This window comes from Streptomyces violascens (genome assembly GCF_014649955.1).
GTDB classification, from domain to species: domain Bacteria; phylum Actinomycetota; class Actinomycetes; order Streptomycetales; family Streptomycetaceae; genus Streptomyces; species Streptomyces violascens.
Map to the genome: position 1 here is coordinate 100,816 of NZ_BMUA01000015.1, position 20,585 is coordinate 121,400.

Here is a 20,585-nt window from a genome sequence, read left to right on the forward strand (position 1 = left end):
GCCGAGCCGGATCCCCGCGCCGAACCGACGCCCCGGCCCTTTGTCCGGACCCGGCCGCCCGGGCCCGTGCCCGGGGCGGCCGGGTGCGTACGGATAGATTGGGGCCGTGCTCACTCGTCACCCCCGCCTCCGCAACCTCGCCATCGGCGCCGCTCCGGTCGTGGCGCTGCTCGCCGTCGCCTGCTTCGCGCCGCTGCCGTTCGCGGTGGCGCAGCCGGGGCCGACCGCGAACGTACTCGGCGACGACGAGGGCAAACCGGTGATCACCATCTCCGGCGCGCCCACCCGCCCCACCAGCGGGCAGCTGCGGATGACCACCATCGTGGCGACCGGGCCCCACACGGACGTCGGCATCTCCGACGTCGTCGACGGCTGGTTCCGTACCGACCGGGCCGTGATGCCGCGCGACTCGGTCTATCCGGGCGGCGGCAGCGAGAAGGAGATCTCCGAGCACAACCAGGCCCAGATGAAGCAGTCGCAGGACGCCGCGTCCGTCGCGGCCCTCGGCTACCTCGGCCTCAGCCCCGACAAGGTCAAGGTCGACCTCCACCTCGCCGACGTCGGCGGCCCGAGCGCGGGCCTGCTCTTCACCCTCGGCATCATCGACAAGCTGAACGGCAACGGCTCCGGCGGCGACCTCACCGGCGGCCGCAATATCGCCGGTACGGGGACGATCACGGAGAACGGGGACGTCGGCGCGGTCGGCGGGGTCGCGCTCAAGACGCAGGCCGCGGCCCGGGACGGGGCGACCGTCTTCCTCGTACCGAAGGCGGAGTGCTCGGACGCGCAGTCCGAGCTGCCCAAGGGGCTGCGCCTGATCCCCGTGACTACGCTGAAGGGTGCGGTGTCCGCGCTCCAGGCGCTGCAGAAGGGCGCCCCGGTTCCGTCCTGCTGACGGCGCCCGCGTCCATGTCCTTCCAGGCCGGGAAGACCAGCGGGCTCAGCGTCGCCAGGAGATAGACCCCGCCGACCGCGAGCAGTGCGCCGCGCACCCCGGCCGCCTCCACGAGGAAGCCCGCGGCGAGCCCGCCGAGCGGCATCGCCAGTTCGCAGCCCGCCGTGAGCACCCCGGCGACCCGGCTGCGCAGCTCGTCCGGCACCTTTTCGTAGATCACCGTGGTCAGGATCGGGTTGAGCGCGCCGCTCGCGAGCCCCGCGACCAGCATCGTGACGGCCAGCGGCAGGGTGGTGCCGGTCAGCGCGGCGACCGCGTACCGGGGCGCCCCGCACAGCAGCACGCAGACCGTGAAGACCGTACGGCGCGAGAAACGATGGCCGATCAGGCCGTACAGGAGCGCGCCGGACAGGCCGCCCGCCCCGAACAGGGCGGCGAGCAGGCCGAGTTGGGTCGCGCCGCCCAGCTCCTGCTCGGCGTGCACCGGGAGCAGTACGGCGGTCCAGCCCTGGTCGGTGCCGTTCATCAGCATCACCATCGTGACCACCGCGAGCAACAGCCGGGTGCGCGCCAAGTAGCCGTATCCCTCGCGGAGTTCGGCCTTGTAGGTGCGCAGGGAGACCGGTGGCTCCTCGCGCCGGGGGCGTGCCGCGCGGACGTCGCGCAGGCCGGTCGCGACCAGCACCGCCGAGACGGCGAAGGTCGCGCCGTCGATGAGGAGGACGTCGCCGGCGCCGGTCAGCGCGATGAGCACGCCGGCCAGGGCCGCGCCGGTCATCCGGGAGCCGCGCGCGACGGCGTCGTACACGCTGGCCGCACGCGCCAGGGTCGTACCGGCCTGGCGGGCGAGGTCCGGAAGCAGGACGTAGCGGGCGGTGACGCCCGGGGTGTGGGCGAGGCCGCCGAGCGCCATCAGGGCGCACAGCATCCAGAATTCGAGGAGTCCGGTGTGGTGCAGGAGCGGGATCGCGGCGACCGCGAGCCCGCAGACGGCATCGGAGCCGACCGAGACCCGGCGGCGGCCGATGCGGTCGATGACCGGGCCGCCGATCAGGGCCGAGACCACGATCGGCAGCGTCGCACAGAAGGCGACGACCCCGGCCCGGCCCGCGCTTCCGGTGGTCTGCAGCACGAACCACGGCACCCCGATCAGGGTGAGTGAACTGCCGGTCGCCGAAACGGCGTTGGCGGTCAGTACGGCCGCGAGCGGCCTTCTGTCGCGGTGTCCCCCCGGCCCGCTCATGCGAGGCGGGCTTGCCGGTGCGGGGCCTGCTGGGTCAGACGGAGTCCCAACTCGACCAGTATCCAGCCCAGTCGGGCCCGCAGGGCGCGGGGCTCGCGGGGGAGCGCGGTGCGGGTCTCGGCCGCCAGCTCGGCGGCGCGCAGGTGGTGAAGGAGGAGGTGGGTGTCGCTGTGCATGGCGGCGGTCCTTTCAGCGGGACGGGTGGGAGCGCGGGAAGGAGTGCAGATGGACGCGGACCTGGGCGGCGTCGCCGGTCTCGTCGGGGGCGATCGTGCGGTACGTCTCGACGACCGCGTGCAGCTTCTCGTTGAGCTCGTGCAGCTGGGCCGCCGTGAGGCTGAGCGTGAAGTCGCTCAGGTCGCCGCTGGTGGACCAGGGCTCGGGCCAGTCGTGCATGGTGGCGAGCCAGGTCGAGAGCTCCTGGGTGTGGATGCCGGCGATCTCGTGCAGGAACAGGTTGGCCGCGCCCCGCACCTCCGGGTCGGTGCTGGTGTGCAGGTCGTCGGCGAACGAGGTGCCGTTGTGCACGGCCTTCCACCAGCGCTCGCGGCCCTTGCCGCGGCCGGGGTCGTCCTCGACGAAGCCGTGCGCGGCGAGCTGGCGCAGGTGATAGCTGGTCGCGCCGCTCGACTCGCCGAGCCGCTCGCCGAGTTGGGATGCGGTGGCCGGGCCGTCGTGGCGCAGCGACTTCAGGATCCGGATGCGCAGGGGGTGGGCGAGGCCGCGCAGGGAGCGGGCGTCGAGGATGCGCTCGCCGGCCGCGTTCAGGGCGGGGCCGGCGCCGGGGTCGGGCTCAGGGGCGGGCTGCTTGTTCTCGGGCATGTTCCAAAGGTAGCTATGCAAAGAGAATGTTGCAACGCTTCCTTTGCATCAACTTCTTTGCACTGGGTTCTTTGCAGGCCGTACCCGACAGGACCGGGCGAAGGTCACCCCTTCTTGACGAACCCCTGCGACACCAGCCAGTCCAGCGCCACGTCGTGCGGGTCCCTGCCCTCCACGTCGACCTTGGCGTTGAGATCCCGGGCGACCTGCGTGGTGAGCCTGGCGCTGAGCGGGTCGAGGAGGCCGGCGATCGCCGGGTACTTCTCGTACGTCCTGCTGTGCAGCTCGGGTGCCGCGTTGTAGTTGGGGAAGAAGTGCTTGTCGTCCTGGAGGGTCGCCAGGTTCATCGCCTTGATGCGGCCGTCGGTGGTGAACACCTCGCCGAGCAGGCAGGAGCTGGACTTGGAGACCTGGGTGTAGATGATCCCGGCGTCCATCTTCTGGATGTGGGAGGCGGGGATCGCCATCCCGTACGCCTTCTGCATCCCGGGCAGCCCGTCCTCGCGCGAGGCGAACTCGTTCTCCACGCAGAGCGTCACCGCCGAGGGGTCCTTCTTCGACAGCGCGGCCACGTCCGAGAGCGTCCTGAGGTGGTACTTGGCGTTGTTGGCCTGGCTGATGCCGAGCGAATAGGTGTTGTTGAGGGTCGACTGGGAGAGCCACGTCACGCCGTTCTTCAGGTCGGCCCCGCGGACCGCCGCCCACTGCGCCTGCGGGTTCGTGATCGGCTTGGCGTTGCCCTGATAGGTGATCCACGCCGTGCCCGTGTACTCGTACATCGCGTCCGCGTCGCCCTTCACGATCGCCTCGCGGGCGCTGATCGACCCGGGCAGGTTCGTACGGTCGAGGACCTCGGCGCCGGCCGCCTTGAAGACCAGGCCGACCATCTGGCCGAGGACGATGTTCTCGCTGAAGTTCTTCGACGTGACCGTCAGGGATGCCCCCTTGAGGGGCAGGCCCCTGCCGACCGAGCCGGGCACCACGTCGTCCACCATCGGCGAGCCGGACTTGAGCCCGCAGCCGGACACCGCGGCGAGCAGCGCCAGAGCGCCCGAGGCCGCTGCCAGCGCCGTACGGAGCCGCCGCATCACGCCACCTCCAGTCCGCGCGGGGTCAGCGCCACCTCGGCCAGCGAGGCCAGCCAGTCCACGAGCAGGGCGAGCGCCACCGTCAGGATCGAGCCGAGGACCAGGACCGGCATGCGCTGGGTCTGGATGCCGGAGGTGATCAGGTCGCCGAGGCCGCCTCCGCCGCCGAAGGTGGCGAGCGTCGCGGTGCCGACGTTCAGGACGAGCGCGGTGCGCACCCCGGCGAGGATCAGTGGTACCGCGAGCGGCAGTTCGACCCTGCCCAGGGTGCCGAGCGCCGACATGCCGATGCCGCGCGAGGCCTCCACCAGCTGCGGGTCGATCGCCTTGAGCCCGGCCACCGTGTTGGAGAGCACCGGAAGCACCGCGTAGATCACCATGCCGATGACGGCGGTGCCGGGCCCGATGCCGAGCCAGATCACCAGCAGCGCAAGGAGGCCGATGGCCGGGGTGGCCTGGCCGGTGTTGGCGATCGCGGTGACCAGCGGGGCCGCCCGGCTCACCCCGCGCCGGGTCAGCGCGATGCCCAGCGGGATCGCGATGACCAGCACCCAGAACGTGGAGATCGCGGTCAGCTTCACGTGCTGCCACAGCCGCAGCTGGACGTTGCCGTGGTCGAGGGAGTTCTTCGCGATCGAGTCCAGCTGGACGCTGGTGATCCAGAAGTACGTGATCACGAGGACCACCGCGATGAAGAGCGGCAGGAACACCAGCTTCTGCCAGGTGATCCGCCGGGCCGGCTTCCCGGGCGCCGGGCTCTCCTCCTCGGGTTCGGCGAGGGGGCCGGCGAGCGCGTCGGTCAGCTCGTCGCGGAAGGCATGGCCCTTGACCTCGTGCTCGCCCGGCGGGCGCTCGGCCGGGGCGGGGCTCCTGGGCGTCATGACTCCTCCGCACCGCCCTCCAGCTCCTGTTCGGTCTGGTGGTGGCGGAGTTCTTCCAGGTCGTGCTGGTGCTCGATGGCGGCGAGCCGGTCGGCCTCCAGGAGCTCGTGCACGGAGTTCATCAGCGTCTCCATGTCGACGACGCCGATGTACTCGCCGCGCCGCCCGGTCACCGCGACCCGGCCGCCCGAGTCGATGAGCACGGCCTCCAGGGCGTCGTGCAGCGTCGCGTCCCGGGTCACCGTGTCGTGCACCAGCTGCCCGGCCCGCGCGAGCGAGCCCTTGGCGCGCATCAGGTCGCCGCGCCGCAGCCACTTGTAGGGCCGGTTCCTGCGGTCCAGCATGAGCAGCTCGTTGTGCGGGCCGCTGCGGAGCTTGTTGAAGATCGACTGAAGCGGGTCGTCGACCGTGACCGTGGGGAACTCGGCCATCTCCACATCCCGTACGCGGGTGAGGTTGAGCCGCTTGAGGGCGGCACCCGCGCCCACGAACCCGGACACGAAGTCGTCGGCCGGGTTGGTCAGGATGGCCTCGGGCGTATCGAATTGAGCGATGTGCGATCGTTCGCGCAGAACGGCGATCCGATCGCCCAGTTTGATCGCTTCGTCGAAGTCGTGGGTGACGAACACGATCGTCTTGTGCAGCTCGTGCTGGAGGCGGATCAGCTCGTCCTGGAGGTGGTCGCGGGTGATCGGGTCGACCGCACCGAACGGCTCGTCCATCAAAAGGACCGGTGGATCGGCCGCCAACGCCCTTGCCACGCCCACCCGTTGCTGCTGTCCGCCGGAGAGCTGACGCGGATAGCGGCCGTGGAACTCGCGCGGGTCGAGCCCGACCAGGTCGAGCATCTCCTCCACCCGGTCCTTCACCTTCGCCTTGGACCAGCCGACCATCTTCGGTACGAGCGCGATGTTCTCGGCCACCGTCATGTGCGGGAAGAGCCCGGACGACTGGATCGCGTACCCGACCTTGCGGCGCAGCTTCACCGGGTCGATGTCGGTGACGTCCTCGTCGTTGATCCGGATGCGGCCGGAGGTCGGCTCGATCAGGCGGTTGATCATCTTGAGGGTGGTCGACTTCCCGCAGCCGGACGGGCCCACGAAGATCACGGTCTCGCCCGCCTTGATCTCCATGGAGACGCTGTCCACCGACGGGCTGGGGTTGCCCGGGTACCGCTTGGTGAGGTTCTCCAGCTGGATGGAGGCGCCCGAGGCGGCGGCACTGCCCGGCTCGGACTCGGTTCGCTCAGACACGGATCCCCCTCGGGATGGTGAGTCGGCCGATCAGTACGTACACCGCGTCGAAGAGCAGGGCGAGCACCACGATGCCGAGGGTGCCCGCGAGCACCTGGTTGATGGCGTTGGCGCTGCCGAGCGAGGCGATCCCGCGGAAGATCTCGTTGCCGAGCCCGGGGCCCGAGGCGTAGGCGGCGATCGCCGCGATGCCCATCAGCATCTGCGTGGAGACCCGGATGCCGGTGAGGATCGGCGGCCAGGCCAGCGGGAGTTCGACCCGCAGCAGGCGGGCGATGCGCGACATCCCGATGCCCTTGGCCGCGTCCACGAGCGAGGGGTCCACCCCGCGCAGCCCCACGATCGAGTTCCGCACGATCGGGAGCAGCCCGTACAGCGTCAGGGTCACGACGGTGGGCGCCACGCCCAGACCCACCAGCGGGATCAGCAGACCGATCATGGCGAGCGAGGGGATCGTGAGGATCGAGGAGGTCGAGGTGATGGCCAGGCCCGCCGCCCAGCCGCTGGGGTACGTCACCACGCCGATCACGACGCCGAGCACGGTCGCGATCACCATGCACTGGACCACCGCGCTCGCGTGCTGGAGGGCGTCGGTGAGCAGCTGCTGGTGCCGGTTGGACACGTAGTCCCAGAAACCCACGCGCGCTCACCCCTGTCGGTCCGGGGTCAGGCACCCCCGGGGACGGAGTCCTGAGCCGCCTGCTCCACCAGCGGGATGATCCGCAGCGGGACCGGGTTCTCCATGACGATCGCCGTGGAGGCCCGGACGATGCCATCAAAACCGACAACCCGGTCGATCACCCGCTGGAGATCGGCGTTGGAGCGGGCCACCAGACGGCACAGCATGTCGCCGTGCCCGGTGGTCGTGTGCAGCTCCAGGACCTCGGGCACGGTCGCCAAATGGGCCCGTACGTCCGCCCCCTGGCCCTGTTTGATCTCCAGGGTGGCGAAGGCGGTGACCGGGTAGCCGAGCGCGGCCGGATCGACGTCCGGGCCGAAGCCCCGGATGACTCCATTCGACTGAAGCCGGTCGAGCCGCGCCTGGACCGTGCCGCGCGCGACCCCGAGCCGCCGGGACGCCTCCAGGACCCCGATCCGGGGCTCGCGTGCGAGCAGCACGATCAGCCGCCCGTCCAGATGATCGATCGACATCGTGGCCTCCGGATGGTCATCATGTACAGAACGCCCTCCAATACTGGCCATTCGCTGCACACATTGACCAGTAAAAACGCGAACTATTGCGCAGCTTGCGGTACGGAGGGACTCTCCTCGCATGACTGAGACCATCCATCACACCCCCGAATCCGCGCGGCAGGCCGACCCCTTCCCGGTGAAGGGCATGGACGCGGTCGTCTTCGCCGTGGGCAACGCCAAGCAGGCCGCGCACTACTACTCGACGGCCTTCGGCATGAAGCTCGTTGCCTACTCCGGACCGGAGAACGGCAGCCGCGAGACCGCCAGCTACGTGCTGACCAGCGGCGCCGCCCGCTTCGTGTTCACCTCCGTCATCAAGACCTCCACCGAGCGCGGCCGCTTCCTGGCCGAGCACGTCGCCGAGCACGGCGACGGTGTGGTGGACCTCGCCATCGAGGTGCCGGACGCCCGCGCCGCGTACAAGTACGCCACCGAGCACGGCGCCACCGGCCTCGAGGAGCCGCACGAGGTCTCCGACGAGCACGGCACCGTGGTCCTGGCCGCGATCGCCACGTACGGCAAGACCCGGCACACCCTGGTCGAGCGCACCGACTACACCGGCCCCTACCTGCCGGGCTTCGCCGCGGCCGAGCCGATGGTCGAGACGCCCAAGAGGTTCTTCCAGGCCATCGACCACTGCGTCGGCAACGTCGAGCTCGGCAAGATGGACGAGTGGGTGGCGTTCTACAACAACGTCATGGGCTTCACCAACATGAAGGAGTTCGTGGGCGACGACATCGCCACCGAGTACTCCGCGCTCATGTCGAAGGTCGTCGCGGACGGCACCCTCAAGGTGAAGTTCCCGCTCAACGAGCCGGCCATCGCCAAGAAGAAGTCGCAGATCGACGAGTACCTGGAGTTCTACGGCGGCCCCGGCGTCCAGCACATCGCGCTCGCCACCAACGACATCGTCGCCTCGGTGAAGGCCATGCGGGCCGCGGGCGTGCAGTTCCTGGACACCCCCGACTCGTACTACGACACCCTCGGCGAGTGGGCCGGCGAGACCCGGGTGCCGGTCGAGACGCTGCGCGAGCTGAAGATCCTGGTCGACCGCGACGAGGACGGCTACCTGCTGCAGATCTTCACCAAGCCGGTCCAGGACCGCCCCACCGTCTTCTTCGAGATGATCGAGCGGCACGGTTCGATGGGCTTCGGCAAGGGCAACTTCAAGGCGCTCTTCGAGGCGATCGAGCGCGAGCAGGAGAAGCGCGGAAACCTCTGACCTGCAACTGGTCACGTTCGTACGGTAATTGAGTTACCGTCATCAGTCTGCGGCCCCACGGACCTGACCCGTGGGGCCGCGACTCTTTTCCGTGCTCCTCCGCGCAGCTCAGTGGCGCCGCTTCGAGGGCTTGTGCGGCTTGACCGGCCGCTTCGGCCCGGAGTTCGAACTCGTCCCCGAACCGGACGACGAGGAGGAGCCCGCGCTGGAAGAACCGGAGCCGGATCCCGAGCCGGACCCCGACCCCGAGTCGGATCCCGAACCCGCCTGGGCCGCGGCCGCCACATAGCCGTACATGTCCCTCGGGCCGCCCTCCGGCGGCTCGCCGAGCGCCGCGAGCGCCTCCGTCGCCTTCGGCGCGAGCACCGGCGAGAAATACGGGTTGGTGCGCAGCGCGTCCTGGAGGTGGCGGCGGGCCGCGCCCAACTGGCCGAGCTCCCGCTCGATGATGGCCTGGTGGTAGGAGAACAGGGCATCGCGCACCCCGGAGTCGGTCGCCTTGCGGGCGTGGACCAGCGCCTCCTCCGACTCGCCCGACCGGTACATCGCCCAGCCGAGCGCGTCCTCGGCCGCCGCGCTCGGATGCGCCCGCCACTCGGCTTCGAGCCGGTCGAGCGCGACGTGCGCGGAACCGTGGTCGGTCTCGAACCGGCCGAGCACCAGGGCGTCGTCCACCCCGTTGGCGCTGTCCCGCGCGGCGAGCTCGCGCAGCTTGTCGAACCAGGTCCGCGCGTCACCGTCCAGACCCTGCGACTCGTACAACTCGCCCAGTTCCAGGAGGTATTCGGGGCGCGGCAGGACGGCGATCGCCGCCTGGTAGTCGCGCTGGGCGTCCTCCTGCTGGCCGAGCGCGGCCTTGGCGCGGGCCCGGCGCGCGAGCGCCGCATGCGTGCCCGGGTCGGTGCGCAGCGCCGCGTCGTAGTGGGTGATCGCCGCCTGCGGCTCCCCCCGCTCCCACGCGAGATCGCCCACCGCCACCAGCGCGGCCGCCTTCTGCGCGGGCGTCGTGGCGTGCCCGACCGCCTCGTCGAGGGCGGCCGAGGCGTCCTCGCGCCAGCCGTGCTCGCGATAGACCTCGGCCGCCTGGGTCAACGCGGCGAAACCGCCCCGGAGTTCGAGCAGCTGCTCCACCGCCTTGGCCGCGGACTTCGCGTCACCGAGCCCGTTGTACGCCTCGATCAGCGCGGGGTAGAGCGTCCACCGGTTCGCCTTGCGGGCGCGTACGCCCTCGGCCAGGGTGCGCGCCGCGGCGTAGTCGTGCCGGGCGTTGGCGAGCGCCGCGAGACCGGTCTCCGCGTCCAGGTTGTCCTTCGGCCGCACCTGGAGCGAGCGCTTCAGCGCCGACTCGGCGCGCGGATAGAACGAGGAGTCGGCGGCCTGCACGCCCCGCTCCAGATAGGCGGAGCCGAGCACCGCCCACGAGGCGTCGTCCGTGGGGTGGGTGCGCACCCAGTCGGTCCGGTCGGTGATGAGCGCCGTCAGATCGCCCAGCGAGGCGGGCGCCCCGGCCGCGACCGCCGACAGGGCCCGCGCGGCCGGGCCCAGGGCGGGCGGCGGCGCCTTCGCCACCTTGTCCTCGGGCCTGATCAGCAGCACGCCCCCGATCAGCACGGTCGTGGCCATCGCCACCAGGCCGGCCCGCTTCAGGGCACGCGGCGTCCTGGACGGCGGCGAGGTCCGCTGGGCCGCGGCCGAGGCGGCAATCCAGGCCGCCCGGCGTGCCGCTTCCGCATCCTGTTCGGTCTTCGCGATCTCCATGGCGCTCACTGTGCGTCAATAGGAAGAGCGCACCGGTCCCGCCCGCCCGACCGGGGAAAGGGTTCACACCGATGGCCCCCGGGTGCCAGGCTGAAGGCATGGACGATCTTCTCGAACGGCTGCGCGAGGAACTCCCGGCGGACGCCGTCATCACCGACCCCGACATCACCGCCTCGTACGCCCACGACATGGCGAGCTTCTGCGCCGCGGGCAGCCCGGCGGTGGTCGTGCTGCCCCGCACCGTCGAGCAGGTCCAGCACGTGATGCGCACGGCGACGGCGCTGCGCGTGCCCGTGGTGCCGCAGGGCGCCCGCACCGGCCTGTCCGGCGCGGCCAACGCGAGCGAGGGCTGCATCGTCCTGTCCCTGGTCAAGATGGACCGCATCCTGGAGATCAACCCGGTCGACCGGGTCGCGGTCGTCGAACCCGGCGTCGTCAACGCCGTACTGTCGCGCCAAGTCCACGAACTCGGGCTCTACTACCCGCCGGACCCTTCGAGTTGGGAGATGTGCACCATCGGCGGGAACATCGGCACCGCGTCCGGCGGCCTGTGCTGCGTGAAATACGGGGTGACCGCGGAATACGTCCTCGGTCTGGAGGTCGTGCTCGCCGACGGGCGGCTCATGAACACCGGGCGGCGCACCGCCAAGGGCGTCGCCGGATACGACCTGACCCGGCTGTTCGTCGGCTCCGAGGGCAGCCTCGGCATCGTCGTGAAGGCGGTCCTCGCCCTGCGCCCCGCGCCGCCGCCGCAGCTCGCGCTCGCCGCCGAGTTCGCCTCGGCCGCGGCCGCCTGCGACGCCGTCGTACGGATCATGGAGCGCGGCCACACGCCGTCGCTCCTCGAACTCATGGACCGCACCACCATCCGGGCCGTCAACCGCATGGCCAACATGGGTCTGCCCGACAGCACCGAGGCCTTGCTGCTCGCCGCCTTCGACACCCCGGGCGCGGCCGCCGATCTCGCGGCCGTCGGCGAGCTGTGCACCGCCGCGGGCGCCACCCAGGTCGTCCCGGCGGAGGACGTCGCCGAGTCCGAACTCCTCCTCCAGGCCCGGCGGTTGTCGCTCACCGCACTGGAGACGATCAAGTCGGCCACGATGATCGACGACGTGTGCGTGCCGCGCTCCCGGCTCGCCGCGATGCTCGACGGCACCTCCGCGATCGCCGCCAAGTACGGCCTGACCATCGGCGTCTGCGCGCACGCCGGAGACGGCAACACCCACCCCGTGGTCTGCTTCGACGCCGCCGACGAGGACGAGTCGCGGCGCGCCCGCGAGTCGTTCGACGAGATCATGGCGCTCGGTCTGGAACTGGGCGGCACCATCACCGGCGAACACGGCGTCGGCGTACTCAAGAAGGAATGGCTGGCCCGCGAGCTCGGTCCGGTGGGTATCGAGATGCAGCGCGCGGTGAAGCACGCCTTCGACCCGCTCGGCCTGCTGAACCCGGGCAAGCTGTTCTGAACGCGGGCCCTCACGCACCCTCCTCCGGCCGGGACTCGTCGGAGGGCCACGGGTCGCTCAGCCACAGCTCGTCCGCGCGGCCGGTGGCCGGTGCGAGCAGCTCGGCCAGGCCGTCGTCGATGCCGAGCTGTTCGGTCTCGGAGCCGGGCGGCACCACCCGCAGCGTCCGCTCCAGCCACGCCGAGACCTGCGCGGACGGCGCTTCGAGCAGCGCGTCGCCGTCCGGCGAACTGAGCGCCATCAGGACGAGGCCGCGGCCCCCGACCTTGGTCGGCCAGATCCGCACGTCGCCGTGCCCGCACGCCCGGAACACCCCCTCGACCAGGAGCTCGCGCGCGAACGTCCAGTTGACGGGCGTCTGTGAGCCGATGTGGAAGGTGATGTGCACGGCGTACGGGTCGTTGGTCCGGTAGGTCAGCCGGGCCGGCACGGGGATGCTGCGCTCGGGCGACAGCACCAGTTTGAGCTCCAGTTCGCGTTCCACCACGGTGTGCATGAGGGGTCTCTCTTCCCTTTCCCCGTACGGGTTCGCAGGACGAGCCCGTACGTGCGGTACGGCGCGCGGGGGCGGGCCGTACCGGGTGAGAGCGTGTTGCCCCGCGGGCATTACGCGACTTCGGGAAGTTTTTCCGAAGAACTTTTCTGAGTGTCGCGGCGCCTTCGAGTCCGACCCCACGAGGATCCCCGGCACGTACTCGGGCCGCGCGACGAGACGGCCCTGAACACCCGCACAGCGGCGGGCCGGTGCTGCTCCCCCGGCACCGGCCCGCCGCACGGCGGATGTCACGGCGGGCCCGAGCCGCCCAGCCAGCTCGCGCCGTACACCGCCGAGCCGAGCGCGAGGACGGCGACCACCGGCACCGCCCGCGCCGCCCGCACCCGGGACAGCGCCAGCGCCACCGGGAGCAGCAGCGGGAAGGCGGGCAGGAGCAGGCGGGGCTTGGAGCCGAAGTAGCCCGATGAGCAGAGCGCCAACGCCATCACGATGCCGGTGTAGACGAGCAGCGCGAGCGGCTGGCGCTGCCGCACACACGCCCAGTACGCCCAGAGCGCGAGCGCCGTGCCCGCGATCAGGCCGATCCCGGCGAGCACGACGGGCCAGCCGCCGAGGTGGGCCACGATGAACTTCCCGTACGCCAGGCCCCCGTCGAAGCCGTTGCCCCATTCGGCCTGGACGTCGAGATAGGCCAGCGGGCTGCCCCGGCGCAGGCCCACCCACAGGATGTAGCCCGCCGCGCCCAGCGGGGCGATCACCGCGCCGGCCAGCATCCGGGCCCCGATGTGCCGGGTGCGCCGCGCCTCGACCGCGGCCCCCGCCCACAGCGCGGCCGCGACCGCGAGCCCCACCGGGCGGGTGAGCCCCGCGAGCGACGCGAGGAGTCCGGCCTCGATCCAGCGGTGCCCAAGGACGGCGTACAGCGCCCACGCGGCGAGCGCGACGAAGAGGGCCTCGCTGTACGCCATCGACTCGACGATCCCGACCGGCATCGCCGCCCACAGCGTCACCAGGAGGAGCCCCGCCCGATGACCGTAGAGCCGATGGCCCATCAGGTACATGCCCCAGGCGCCGGCGATCCCCGCGAGGCCGCTGATCAGCAGACCCGCGTCGCCCGGGCCGAGCGGGCTCACCGCGGCGACCGCCTGCTCCAGCCAGGGGAGCAGCGGGAAGAACGCCATGTCGGACAGGACCCGCCCGTCCGGCGCGGTCAGCGTGAAGTCGTACCCCGACTCGGCGACCCGCACGTACCAGAGCGAGTCCCAGCGCGCGGAGAGCAGCTCGTGGGCGTCGGTGTCGTTGGCGCGGGACCAGAGGGCGAGGACCACCAGGCCGAGCGCGCGGACCGCCGCGAAGGCCGCGACCGCCGCCCAGGCCCGCCGTAACGCGGGTGCCTGTGCCAGGGAACCGTCGGCCGGTTCGTCGTGACCGGTTCGGCCGGGCCCCACGCGCATTGCTCACTCACTTTCCTGACCGGCCGGGCCGGGTGCACCAGTTCGATCCGCCACGACTCTACGCACTGGTAGGACCCGCGGCGCGGCCCGCTCCCTGGCCGCCCGCGCCGCGCCGCCGTCGCCCGTACGCAGGCTTCCTCCGCGGCTTCTTCCTACGGGCCGGGGGTTCTTCGTTAATGTCCTCCTGGGACAAGCGGAAGCGGCCGGTCGGCGTCAGGGCCGGGCGGCGCACCGCGGCAGAGATCAAGTGTGCTGGATCGGAACGGAGTTGGGGACATGGCGACGGTTCCTCCTGACGGCGGCGGGAGCGTAGCCCGGGAAGGGTATTACCCGGACCCCTCCATTCCCGGATATGTCCGGTACTGGAACGGGGTCTCCTGGGTGCCCGGCACGAGCCGGCCCGCCCCCGCCGCGGGTGAGGCGCAGCCCACCCCGCCGCCGGGCGCCGCCCCCGCGCCGGCCCCCTCCCTCGCGTCCGCGCCGCCGGTCGGTCCGGCGCCCGCCGAGGAGACGGGCCCGGTCTTCCTCGACGAGCCCGAGGCCTCGCCCCCGCCCGCCGCGCAGGGCCAGGGCGCCCGGCCGCAGCCCGCCTGGCACGCGGACGCCACCCACCAGTCCGGCTTCGGCGGCGAACAGGACCGCCGGGTCTCCTGGGGCCGACCGGTCGATCCGCGCGGCCTGCCCGAGGCGGCCGACCCGCGCCGCCTCCCCGACCCCCGGCGGCCCGAACCCGTACAGCCGACGCCGCCACCGGCACCCGCGCGGCCCGGCGGCTCGGTGCCGCAGCAGCAGTCCGGGCGGCTCGAGGGGGCGATGCCGCCCGCCGCCGTCGAACCGCCGCCCGCGCGGCCCCAACTGCCCGCCCCGGCCGACCCGGTCCGCCCGGCGACGCCGCCCGGCCGCGCGGACGGCGCCTACGCCGCGCCCGCCCAGGCGCAGCCGCCGCAGCTGCCGCCCGCCCGGCTCATGCAGCCGGGCGCCGCGCAGCCCGCTCCCGTACCGCCGCACCCCGCGCAGCCGCACTCCGCCGTGCCCGGGTCGCCCATGACGGCGGGGCCCGGGGGAGGCGCCGCGTCCTGGGCGCAGCAGGTGCACCAGCTCGCCCAGCCCGAACCGCAGGCAAACCAACCGGTCGTGCCGTGGAAGCCCCCGGTCGCCGACCCGTTCCTCCAGGCCGCCCAGGCCCAGGCCTCGGCCAGGCCCGCCGGGCTCGGCAGGCGCCTGACCGCGCGGCTCGTCGACACCGTGCTGCTCGGCGGCGCCGTCGCGGGTCTCGCCGTGCCGCTGCTCCCGGGCGTCACCGACCACATCCAGAACAAGATCGATGCGGCGAAGCTGTCGGGCAAGACGGTCACCGTCTACCTCCTCGACGGCACGACCGCGGGCTTCCTCGGCATCGTGCTCGGCGCCTTCCTCGCCCTCGGCCTGCTGTACGAGGCGTTGCCCACGGCCAAGTGGGGCCGCACGCTCGGCAAGAAGCTGTGCGGGGTGCAGGTGCGTGGCATCGAGTCGTACGAGCCGCCGACGTTCGGTCAGGCCGCGCGCCGCTGGCTGGTCTACGGGGTGCTCGGGCTGCTCGCGGTGGGCGTGGTCAACGTGGCGTGGTGCCTGTTCGACCGTCCGTGGCGCCAGTGCTGGCACGACAAGGCGGCCCGTACGTTCGTCGCGCAGGGCTGAGAGCCTGTGTCTGAACCCCGCCCGGGCCTGCGGCCGGAGTTCAGACACAGGCTCTGAGGTCCGGCGCATTCCGCCCGCCCCGTCCCCCGAACGGCGTCCGTACCGTTGCGGGGGTCTCGCGCGCGCGGTGCACTACCGGCATGAGCACCGATCAGCCGCCGCCCGGTCAGCCGCCCGAGGACGATCCGTTCCTCAAGAAGCCGTCAGAGCCTCCGCAGAGCGGTTCTCCCTACGGCGGTTCGGGGCCGCCCCCCGGGGATTCGCCGTACGGCACGGGCCCGCCGCCCGGCGGCGCGGGCCCCTACGGCGCGCCGCCGCCCCCGGCCGGCTCGGGCGCGGGCGGTCCGTACGGCGGGCCGCCTCCCCCCGGTGGCGGATCGCCGTACGGCAGCGCCCCGCCACCGCCCTCCGACCCCTACGGGGGCGGGTACGGCGGTGTCGACCCGCTGGCCGGAATGCCGCCGCTCGCCGACTACGGCAAGCGGTTCCTGGCCCGGTTCATCGACTTCCTCATCATCGCGATCCCGCTCGGCCTGATCGAGTGGGGGACCAGCAACCGGTTCGTCATCTCCACGGACAACAGCGACTCCGGCACCGACGTGGTCAGCAAGGCGTACTCCGGCAGCGGGCTGCTGTGGCTGCTGATCTCGCTCGTCGCCTACATCGGCTACGACACCCTGATGGTGTCCAAGTCCGGCCAGACGCTGGGCAAGAAGCTGCTGGGGCTGCGGGTCGCGATGCTCAACGACGGCAGTGTGCCCACCACCAACGCGGCGCTCGCCCGGGCCGCCGTGCTGTGGGCGCCGTTCGTGATCTGCTGCTACTGCCTGTGGGACATCATCCTGATCATCACGATCGTGGCGGACAAGCCGTACCGGCAGGGCTGGCACGACAAGGCCGGCAAGACGGTGGTGGTCTCAACCACGCAGTGAGTGCTCGCGCTCGGGAACCCGCAGCGCGGCGGACGTCTCGACGACGGCCGCACGGTTCACCGGTGCCGCACCAGCGGCCAGGACCGTGCGGTCGTCGGCGTTGGCGCGCGTCCGGCGGGGCAGCGGCATGGGGACGGTGACGGCGACGAGCAGGCCGAGCAGGAGCGCCGCGAGCACGATGACGGCCACGCCGACCCCGGACTCGGTGCGCGAGAGCAGCAGCATGGCGACGGTCGAGAAGACGACGGTGGCCGAACCGTAGGAGAGCTGTGCGGCAGTGGGACGCGGCATGGCGTTATCCGTCCTCATGGTTCGGATAGGGGTGGGCCTCTCAACCGTTCTCAACCGGCGGACCTGGCAGCCGGATCGCACTGTCAAGCGACTCTACGACGGTCCATGCCCGAGCGGAACTGTTGGTAAGCGTGACCTAACCCACGGTGCCGGTGCACAGGGGGCGCACGGAGTCATTCGGCGAGCTGGCGCCGTCCGAATGGCGAGACGTGCGCACCGGTTGTCCCGGTCTGTTAGCACAACTGTCATGTTCGGATAGCGGAACTGGCCTTCTGCATAATGTACTTGGCACGAACAAGTCAAGATCTGTCTTTTCTTTGGTAACTCCGGTCCAATGTGGTCACTTGAGACGCGTGTCGCGCACCGGAACCAGCCCCTCACCCCCCGGTTCCTGCCGGCCGCGGGGGAGGAAAACATCAAGTGACCAGCAGCAGGAAGGCGGCAAGAGCCGCTGCCGTGCTCGTGGCTCTCGCCACGGCCGGCGCCACGGGCTCGGCATACGCCACGGCCCAGGCGGACTCGAAGGCTCCGGCACCCGTCGTCCGCCAAGACCCGTCCACGGCCAAGGGTCAGGAGCACAACCTCAAGGGCCCGTTCAGCGACCAGCAGGCCCAGCAGCGCCAGGCGGCGCTGGAGCAGGTCATCTCCGGCAAGAAGAAGGTCGAGAAGAAGGACGGCTCCGACGTCGTCAAGCTCGACGACAACAAGTACGTCGAGCTCGGCCGGCAGAAGACCGACAAGATCTTCACGATCCTGGTGGACTTCGGCGACCAGGTCGACAACACCACGATGTACGACCCCGACGGCCCGACAGGCCCCAAGCCGCCGCAGCCGAAGTACGGGGGCACCCCCGGCCCGGCGCACAACCAGATAGCCAAGCCCGACCGGGCGAAGGACAACTCCACGGCCTGGCAGGCCGACTACAACCAGAAGCACTACCAGGACCTGTACTTCGGTACGGGCAAGGGCGTCAACTCGCTGAAGACGTACTACGAGAAGACCTCCTCGGGGCGCTACTCGGTCGACGGCCAGGTCACCGACTGGGTCAAGATCCCGTACAACGAGGCCCGTTACGGCTCCAACTACTGCGGCCAGACCAACTGCGCCAACGTGTGGGACGCCGTGCGCGACGGCGTGAACGCCTGGGTCGCCGACCAGAAGGCCAAGGGCCAGACGGACGCGCAGATCAAGGAGACCCTGGCTCAGTACGACCAGTGGGACCGCAACGACTACAACAACAACGGCAACTTCAACGAGCCCGACGGCTACATCGACCACTTCCAGATCGTGCACGCCGGCGAGGACGAGTCGGCGGGCGGCGGCGCCCAGGGCACCAACGCCCTGTGGGCCCACCGCTGGTACGCGTACGGCACGGACGCGGGCAAGACCGGCCCGGCGAACAACAAGGCCGGCGGCACGCAGATCGGTGACACCGGGATGTGGGTCGGCGACTACACGATGCAGCCGGAGAACGGCGGCCTCGGTGTCTTCGCCCACGAGTACGGCCACGACCTCGGTCTGCCGGACCTCTACGACACCACCAACACCGCCGAGAACTCGGTCGGTTTCTGGTCGCTGATGTCGGCGGGCTCCTGGCTCGGCACCGGCAAGGACTCCATCGGGGACATGCCCGGCGACATGACCGCCTGGGACAAGCTCCAGCTCGGCTGGCTCAACGCCGAGACGGTGAAGGCCGGTACGGACAAGACGGTCAAGCTGGGTGTCTCCGAGTACAACACCAACGACAAGCAGGCGCTTGTCGTGGAGCTGCCCAAGAAGGAAGTCACCACCACCGTCGTGAAGCCCGCCGAGGGCTCCAAGCAGTGGTGGAGCGGCATGGGTGACAACCTCAACAACACCCTGACCCGCAGCCTCGACCTGACCGGCAAGTCCAAGGCGTCCCTGGACCTCTCGGGCTGGTGGGACATCGAGAAGGACTACGACTTCCTGTACACCGAGGTCTCCACGGACAACGGCGCCAGCTGGAACGCGATCGACGGCACCGCCGACGGCAAGGCCATCACCCGCGACTCCAGCGACAAGCCGGCCCTGACCGACGCCTCGGGCGCGTACAAGAAGCTGTCGTTCCCGCTCGACAAGTACGCGGGCCAGAAGATCCAGCTCCGCTTCCGCTACCAGACGGACGGCGGCGCGGGCGGCAAGGGCTTCACGGCCGACGCGATCACCGTCACCGCTGACGGCGCGGCCGTCGTGACCGACGGCGCCGAGGGCGACGACAACGGCTGGACGGCGAAGAACTTCACCCGCATCGGCGAGTCGTTCACCAACGACTACCCGCAGTACTACATCGCGGAGAACCGCCAGTACGTCTCGTTCGACCAGACCCTCAAGACCGGCCCGTACAACTTCGGCTTCTCGGGCACCCGTCCCAGCTGGGTCGAGCACTACCCGTACCAGAAGGGCCTGCTCATCTGGCTCTGGGACACCTCGCAGAAGGACAACAACGTCTCGGCCCACCCGGGCCAGGGTCTGATCCTGCCGGTCGACGCGCACGCCAAGCCCCTCAAGTGGGCCGACGGCACGATGCTCCGCAACAAGGTCCAGCCCTTCGACGCGCCCTTCAGCTGGTACCCGACGGACAGCTTCACGCTGCACAAGGCGGACGTCGCCACGAAGATCAACTCCCAGATGGGCGTGCCGATCTTCGACGACCACCACGGCACCTACTGGTACGCCGAGAACCCGACCGGGAGCGTCAAGGTTCCTGACACCAAGACCCGGATCTCGATCGTCAACCAGCCGCTGGACGGCTCGACGGTCACCGTGAAGGTCGGCTCCTCGATCAAGTAATTCTAAAAACCGCAGGTCAATCCATGATCGGCCGTCGCCCTCTAGCGGGGCGGCGGCCGATCGTGTTTAGGTGCGTCCTACGAGTCCTTATTGACAGCGGGTCCAACGCGTCGTCTTACAGGGGGAGTGGTCCGGCATGCCCGGCGGAGGTTATTGCAAGCTGCCAGGGGGCAGCGTGGTCGTCGCGCTCACGCTGCCGAACCCGGCAGCACCCGGCACGAACGTGCGCGTCCTGGTGCACGCCGTCAACCGAGCCCGCGCCCTGACCAGGCTGCGGAACCTCGGTCTGCGGGCGGTCTATCTGCGCGGCCAGACCGAGCCGCCGACGCTGGACGAGATCACCGCCGTCCTGCACCATCCGGACGGCCTGCTGTGGCGCACGGCCCCGGAGACGACGGAAGAGCTCTGGCACCCGATACGCGCCCTGCTCAGGTAGCCGGCCCCCGCTAGACGACCGGCTTGCCCGACAGCTCGACCCCGGCCGCCCGCATCTCGTCGAGCGCCGACGAGGTGGTGTGCTCCGCCACCCCGGCCGTCAGGTCGAGCAGCACATGCGTGGCGAACCCGGCCCGCACCGCGTCGAGCGCGGTCGCCCGTACGCAGTGGTCGGTGGCGATGCCCACCACGTCCACCTCGGTGACCTGGTGGACCCGCAGCCAGTCGGCCAGCGAGACGCCGTTCTCGTCGAGCCCCTCGAAGCCGCTGTACGCGGCCGCGTACGCGCCCTTGTCGAAGACCGCGTCGATCGCCCCGCAGGCGACCGCCGGCGCGAAGTTCGGGTGGAAGCCCACGCCCTCCGTACCGGCGACGCAGTGCGGCGGCCAGGAGTGCTCGAAGTCGGGGGCGTCCGAGAAGTGCGCGCCCGGGTCGATGTGGTGGTCACGGGTCGCCACCACATGGCGGTAGGCGGACCCGGCCGCCTGGCCCACCAGGTCGGTGATCGCGGCGGCGACGTCCGAGCCGCCCGCGACCGCGAGGGAGCCGCCCTCGCAGAAGTCGTTCTGGACGTCCACGACGATCAAGGCGCGGTGCATGTCGGCTGTCCTTCGGTCTGCGGGCCCAGGGGGCTGTTCTTCGAGCGTAGAGACTTCGGTCGGCGCAC

Annotated in this window: 20 protein-coding genes; 7 read left to right on the plus strand and 13 right to left on the minus strand. The window is 71.0% G+C overall.

Annotated elements, in window-relative coordinates; translation table 11 throughout:
• Positions 1-106 precede the first annotated feature (106 nt).
• Entirely contained in the window at positions 107-895 is a 789-nt protein-coding gene (locus IE206_RS26335; protein WP_189966198.1) for a YlbL family protein, read from the plus strand.
• On the opposite strand, the gene IE206_RS26340 is transcribed toward IE206_RS26335, so the two are convergent.
• From IE206_RS26340 to IE206_RS26375, 8 genes are all read right to left on the minus strand, one after another.
• On the minus strand, positions 828-2,138 hold the full coding sequence (locus IE206_RS26340) for an MFS transporter (protein WP_189966200.1): 1,311 nt from the start codon (positions 2,136-2,138) through the stop codon (positions 828-830). The two genes, IE206_RS26335 and IE206_RS26340, sit on opposite strands and share 68 nt — an antisense overlap.
• Positions 2,135-2,314 carry a hypothetical protein gene (locus IE206_RS26345; RefSeq protein WP_189966202.1) on the minus strand — a complete coding sequence of 60 codons (180 nt, stop codon included), beginning with the start codon at positions 2,312-2,314 and terminating at the stop codon, positions 2,135-2,137. The genes IE206_RS26340 and IE206_RS26345 overlap by 4 nt, the downstream gene beginning before the upstream one ends.
• A gap of 13 nt (positions 2,315-2,327) precedes the next feature.
• Positions 2,328-2,960 (minus strand): ArsR/SmtB family transcription factor, encoded by a 633-nt coding sequence (locus IE206_RS26350; protein ID WP_189966204.1) that lies wholly within the window; start codon positions 2,958-2,960, stop codon positions 2,328-2,330.
• Positions 2,961-3,064: 104 nt separating this feature from the next.
• Entirely contained in the window at positions 3,065-4,048 is a 984-nt protein-coding gene (locus IE206_RS26355; protein WP_189966206.1) for a glycine betaine ABC transporter substrate-binding protein, read from the minus strand.
• Entirely contained in the window at positions 4,048-4,929 is an 882-nt protein-coding gene (locus IE206_RS26360; protein ID WP_189966208.1) for an ABC transporter permease, read from the minus strand. Before IE206_RS26360 ends, IE206_RS26355 begins: the two co-directional genes overlap by 1 nt.
• The gene (locus tag IE206_RS26365; protein WP_189966210.1) at positions 4,926-6,182 is read right to left on the minus strand and encodes an ABC transporter ATP-binding protein; all 1,257 of its coding nucleotides are present in this window, start codon (positions 6,180-6,182) and stop codon (positions 4,926-4,928) included. The genes IE206_RS26360 and IE206_RS26365 overlap by 4 nt, the downstream gene beginning before the upstream one ends.
• Positions 6,175-6,822, minus strand: coding sequence for an ABC transporter permease (locus IE206_RS26370; RefSeq protein ID WP_189966212.1), 648 nt, complete (start codon positions 6,820-6,822; stop codon positions 6,175-6,177). The genes IE206_RS26365 and IE206_RS26370 overlap by 8 nt, the downstream gene beginning before the upstream one ends.
• 26 nt (positions 6,823-6,848) lie before the next feature.
• Positions 6,849-7,334, minus strand: a complete 486-nt coding sequence (locus tag IE206_RS26375; protein ID WP_189966214.1) for an Lrp/AsnC family transcriptional regulator — start codon at positions 7,332-7,334, stop codon at positions 6,849-6,851.
• 121 nt (positions 7,335-7,455) lie between these two features.
• Here IE206_RS26375 and hppD point away from each other — a divergent pair, with 121 nt between their 5' ends.
• Positions 7,456-8,598, plus strand: a complete 1,143-nt coding sequence (hppD, locus tag IE206_RS26380) for a 4-hydroxyphenylpyruvate dioxygenase (RefSeq protein WP_189966216.1) — start codon at positions 7,456-7,458, stop codon at positions 8,596-8,598.
• Positions 8,599-8,706: 108 nt separating this feature from the next.
• Here the strand turns inward: hppD and IE206_RS26385 are convergent, their stop codons facing one another.
• Positions 8,707-10,356 (minus strand): tetratricopeptide repeat protein, encoded by a 1,650-nt coding sequence (locus tag IE206_RS26385; RefSeq protein ID WP_189966218.1) that lies wholly within the window; start codon positions 10,354-10,356, stop codon positions 8,707-8,709.
• A gap of 98 nt (positions 10,357-10,454) precedes the next feature.
• On the opposite strand from IE206_RS26385, the gene IE206_RS26390 reads away from it, so the two are divergent.
• Complete coding sequence (locus IE206_RS26390; protein WP_189966220.1) at positions 10,455-11,822, plus strand: FAD-binding oxidoreductase; 1,368 nt, start codon at positions 10,455-10,457, stop codon at positions 11,820-11,822.
• A gap of 10 nt (positions 11,823-11,832) precedes the next feature.
• On the opposite strand, the gene IE206_RS26395 is transcribed toward IE206_RS26390, so the two are convergent.
• Entirely contained in the window at positions 11,833-12,318 is a 486-nt protein-coding gene (locus IE206_RS26395) for an SsgA family sporulation/cell division regulator (RefSeq protein WP_189966222.1), read from the minus strand.
• A 287-nt stretch (positions 12,319-12,605) separates the two neighbouring features.
• Complete coding sequence (locus IE206_RS26400) at positions 12,606-13,772, minus strand: putative hexosyltransferase (protein ID WP_189966224.1); 1,167 nt, start codon at positions 13,770-13,772, stop codon at positions 12,606-12,608.
• A 276-nt stretch (positions 13,773-14,048) separates the two neighbouring features.
• Here IE206_RS26400 and IE206_RS26405 point away from each other — a divergent pair, with 276 nt between their 5' ends.
• Positions 14,049-15,449 carry an RDD family protein gene (locus IE206_RS26405; RefSeq protein ID WP_189966226.1) on the plus strand — a complete coding sequence of 467 codons (1,401 nt, stop codon included), beginning with the start codon at positions 14,049-14,051 and terminating at the stop codon, positions 15,447-15,449.
• Between the two features lie 140 nt (positions 15,450-15,589).
• Positions 15,590-16,381 (plus strand): RDD family protein, encoded by a 792-nt coding sequence (locus tag IE206_RS26410; RefSeq protein ID WP_189966228.1) that lies wholly within the window; start codon positions 15,590-15,592, stop codon positions 16,379-16,381.
• On the opposite strand, the gene IE206_RS26415 is transcribed toward IE206_RS26410, so the two are convergent.
• The gene (locus tag IE206_RS26415) at positions 16,367-16,672 is read right to left on the minus strand and encodes a hypothetical protein (RefSeq protein ID WP_189966229.1); all 306 of its coding nucleotides are present in this window, start codon (positions 16,670-16,672) and stop codon (positions 16,367-16,369) included. The two genes, IE206_RS26410 and IE206_RS26415, sit on opposite strands and share 15 nt — an antisense overlap.
• Positions 16,673-17,092: 420 nt before the next feature.
• On the opposite strand from IE206_RS26415, the gene IE206_RS26420 reads away from it, so the two are divergent.
• The gene (locus IE206_RS26420) at positions 17,093-19,483 is read left to right on the plus strand and encodes an immune inhibitor A domain-containing protein (protein WP_189966231.1); all 2,391 of its coding nucleotides are present in this window, start codon (positions 17,093-17,095) and stop codon (positions 19,481-19,483) included.
• A 136-nt stretch (positions 19,484-19,619) separates the two neighbouring features.
• Positions 19,620-19,919, plus strand: a complete 300-nt coding sequence (locus IE206_RS26425; protein WP_189966233.1) for a hypothetical protein — start codon at positions 19,620-19,622, stop codon at positions 19,917-19,919.
• Between the two features lie 10 nt (positions 19,920-19,929).
• Here the strand turns inward: IE206_RS26425 and IE206_RS26430 are convergent, their stop codons facing one another.
• A complete protein-coding gene (locus tag IE206_RS26430; RefSeq protein ID WP_189966235.1) occupies positions 19,930-20,517 on the minus strand; it encodes an isochorismatase family protein in 588 nt (195 codons plus the stop codon).
• Between the last annotated feature and the right edge of the window lie 68 nt (positions 20,518-20,585).

What these genes read in the sequence shown, in the direction of transcription:
- IE206_RS26355 (WP_189966206.1), bottom strand. Translation starts at nt 4,048, where the DNA reads ATGCGGCGGCTCCGTACGGCGCTGGCAGCGGCCTCGGGCGCTCTGGCG.
- IE206_RS26395 (WP_189966222.1), bottom strand. Translation starts at nt 12,318, where the DNA reads ATGCACACCGTGGTGGAACGCGAACTGGAGCTCAAACTGGTGCTGTCG.
- IE206_RS26410 (WP_189966228.1), top strand. Translation starts at nt 15,590, where the DNA reads ATGAGCACCGATCAGCCGCCGCCCGGTCAGCCGCCCGAGGACGATCCG.
- IE206_RS26390 (WP_189966220.1), top strand. Translation starts at nt 10,455, where the DNA reads ATGGACGATCTTCTCGAACGGCTGCGCGAGGAACTCCCGGCGGACGCC.
- IE206_RS26385 (WP_189966218.1), bottom strand. Translation starts at nt 10,356, where the DNA reads ATGGAGATCGCGAAGACCGAACAGGATGCGGAAGCGGCACGCCGGGCG.
- IE206_RS26405 (WP_189966226.1), top strand. Translation starts at nt 14,049, where the DNA reads ATGGCGACGGTTCCTCCTGACGGCGGCGGGAGCGTAGCCCGGGAAGGG.
- IE206_RS26350 (WP_189966204.1), bottom strand. Translation starts at nt 2,960, where the DNA reads ATGCCCGAGAACAAGCAGCCCGCCCCTGAGCCCGACCCCGGCGCCGGC.
- hppD (WP_189966216.1), top strand. Translation starts at nt 7,456, where the DNA reads ATGACTGAGACCATCCATCACACCCCCGAATCCGCGCGGCAGGCCGAC.
- IE206_RS26400 (WP_189966224.1), bottom strand. Translation starts at nt 13,772, where the DNA reads ATGCGCGTGGGGCCCGGCCGAACCGGTCACGACGAACCGGCCGACGGT.
- IE206_RS26425 (WP_189966233.1), top strand. Translation starts at nt 19,620, where the DNA reads ATGCCCGGCGGAGGTTATTGCAAGCTGCCAGGGGGCAGCGTGGTCGTC.
- IE206_RS26360 (WP_189966208.1), bottom strand. Translation starts at nt 4,929, where the DNA reads ATGACGCCCAGGAGCCCCGCCCCGGCCGAGCGCCCGCCGGGCGAGCAC.
- IE206_RS26430 (WP_189966235.1), bottom strand. Translation starts at nt 20,517, where the DNA reads ATGCACCGCGCCTTGATCGTCGTGGACGTCCAGAACGACTTCTGCGAG.
- IE206_RS26375 (WP_189966214.1), bottom strand. Translation starts at nt 7,334, where the DNA reads ATGTCGATCGATCATCTGGACGGGCGGCTGATCGTGCTGCTCGCACGC.
- IE206_RS26345 (WP_189966202.1), bottom strand. Translation starts at nt 2,314, where the DNA reads ATGCACAGCGACACCCACCTCCTCCTTCACCACCTGCGCGCCGCCGAG.
- IE206_RS26415 (WP_189966229.1), bottom strand. Translation starts at nt 16,672, where the DNA reads ATGCCGCGTCCCACTGCCGCACAGCTCTCCTACGGTTCGGCCACCGTC.
- IE206_RS26340 (WP_189966200.1), bottom strand. Translation starts at nt 2,138, where the DNA reads ATGAGCGGGCCGGGGGGACACCGCGACAGAAGGCCGCTCGCGGCCGTA.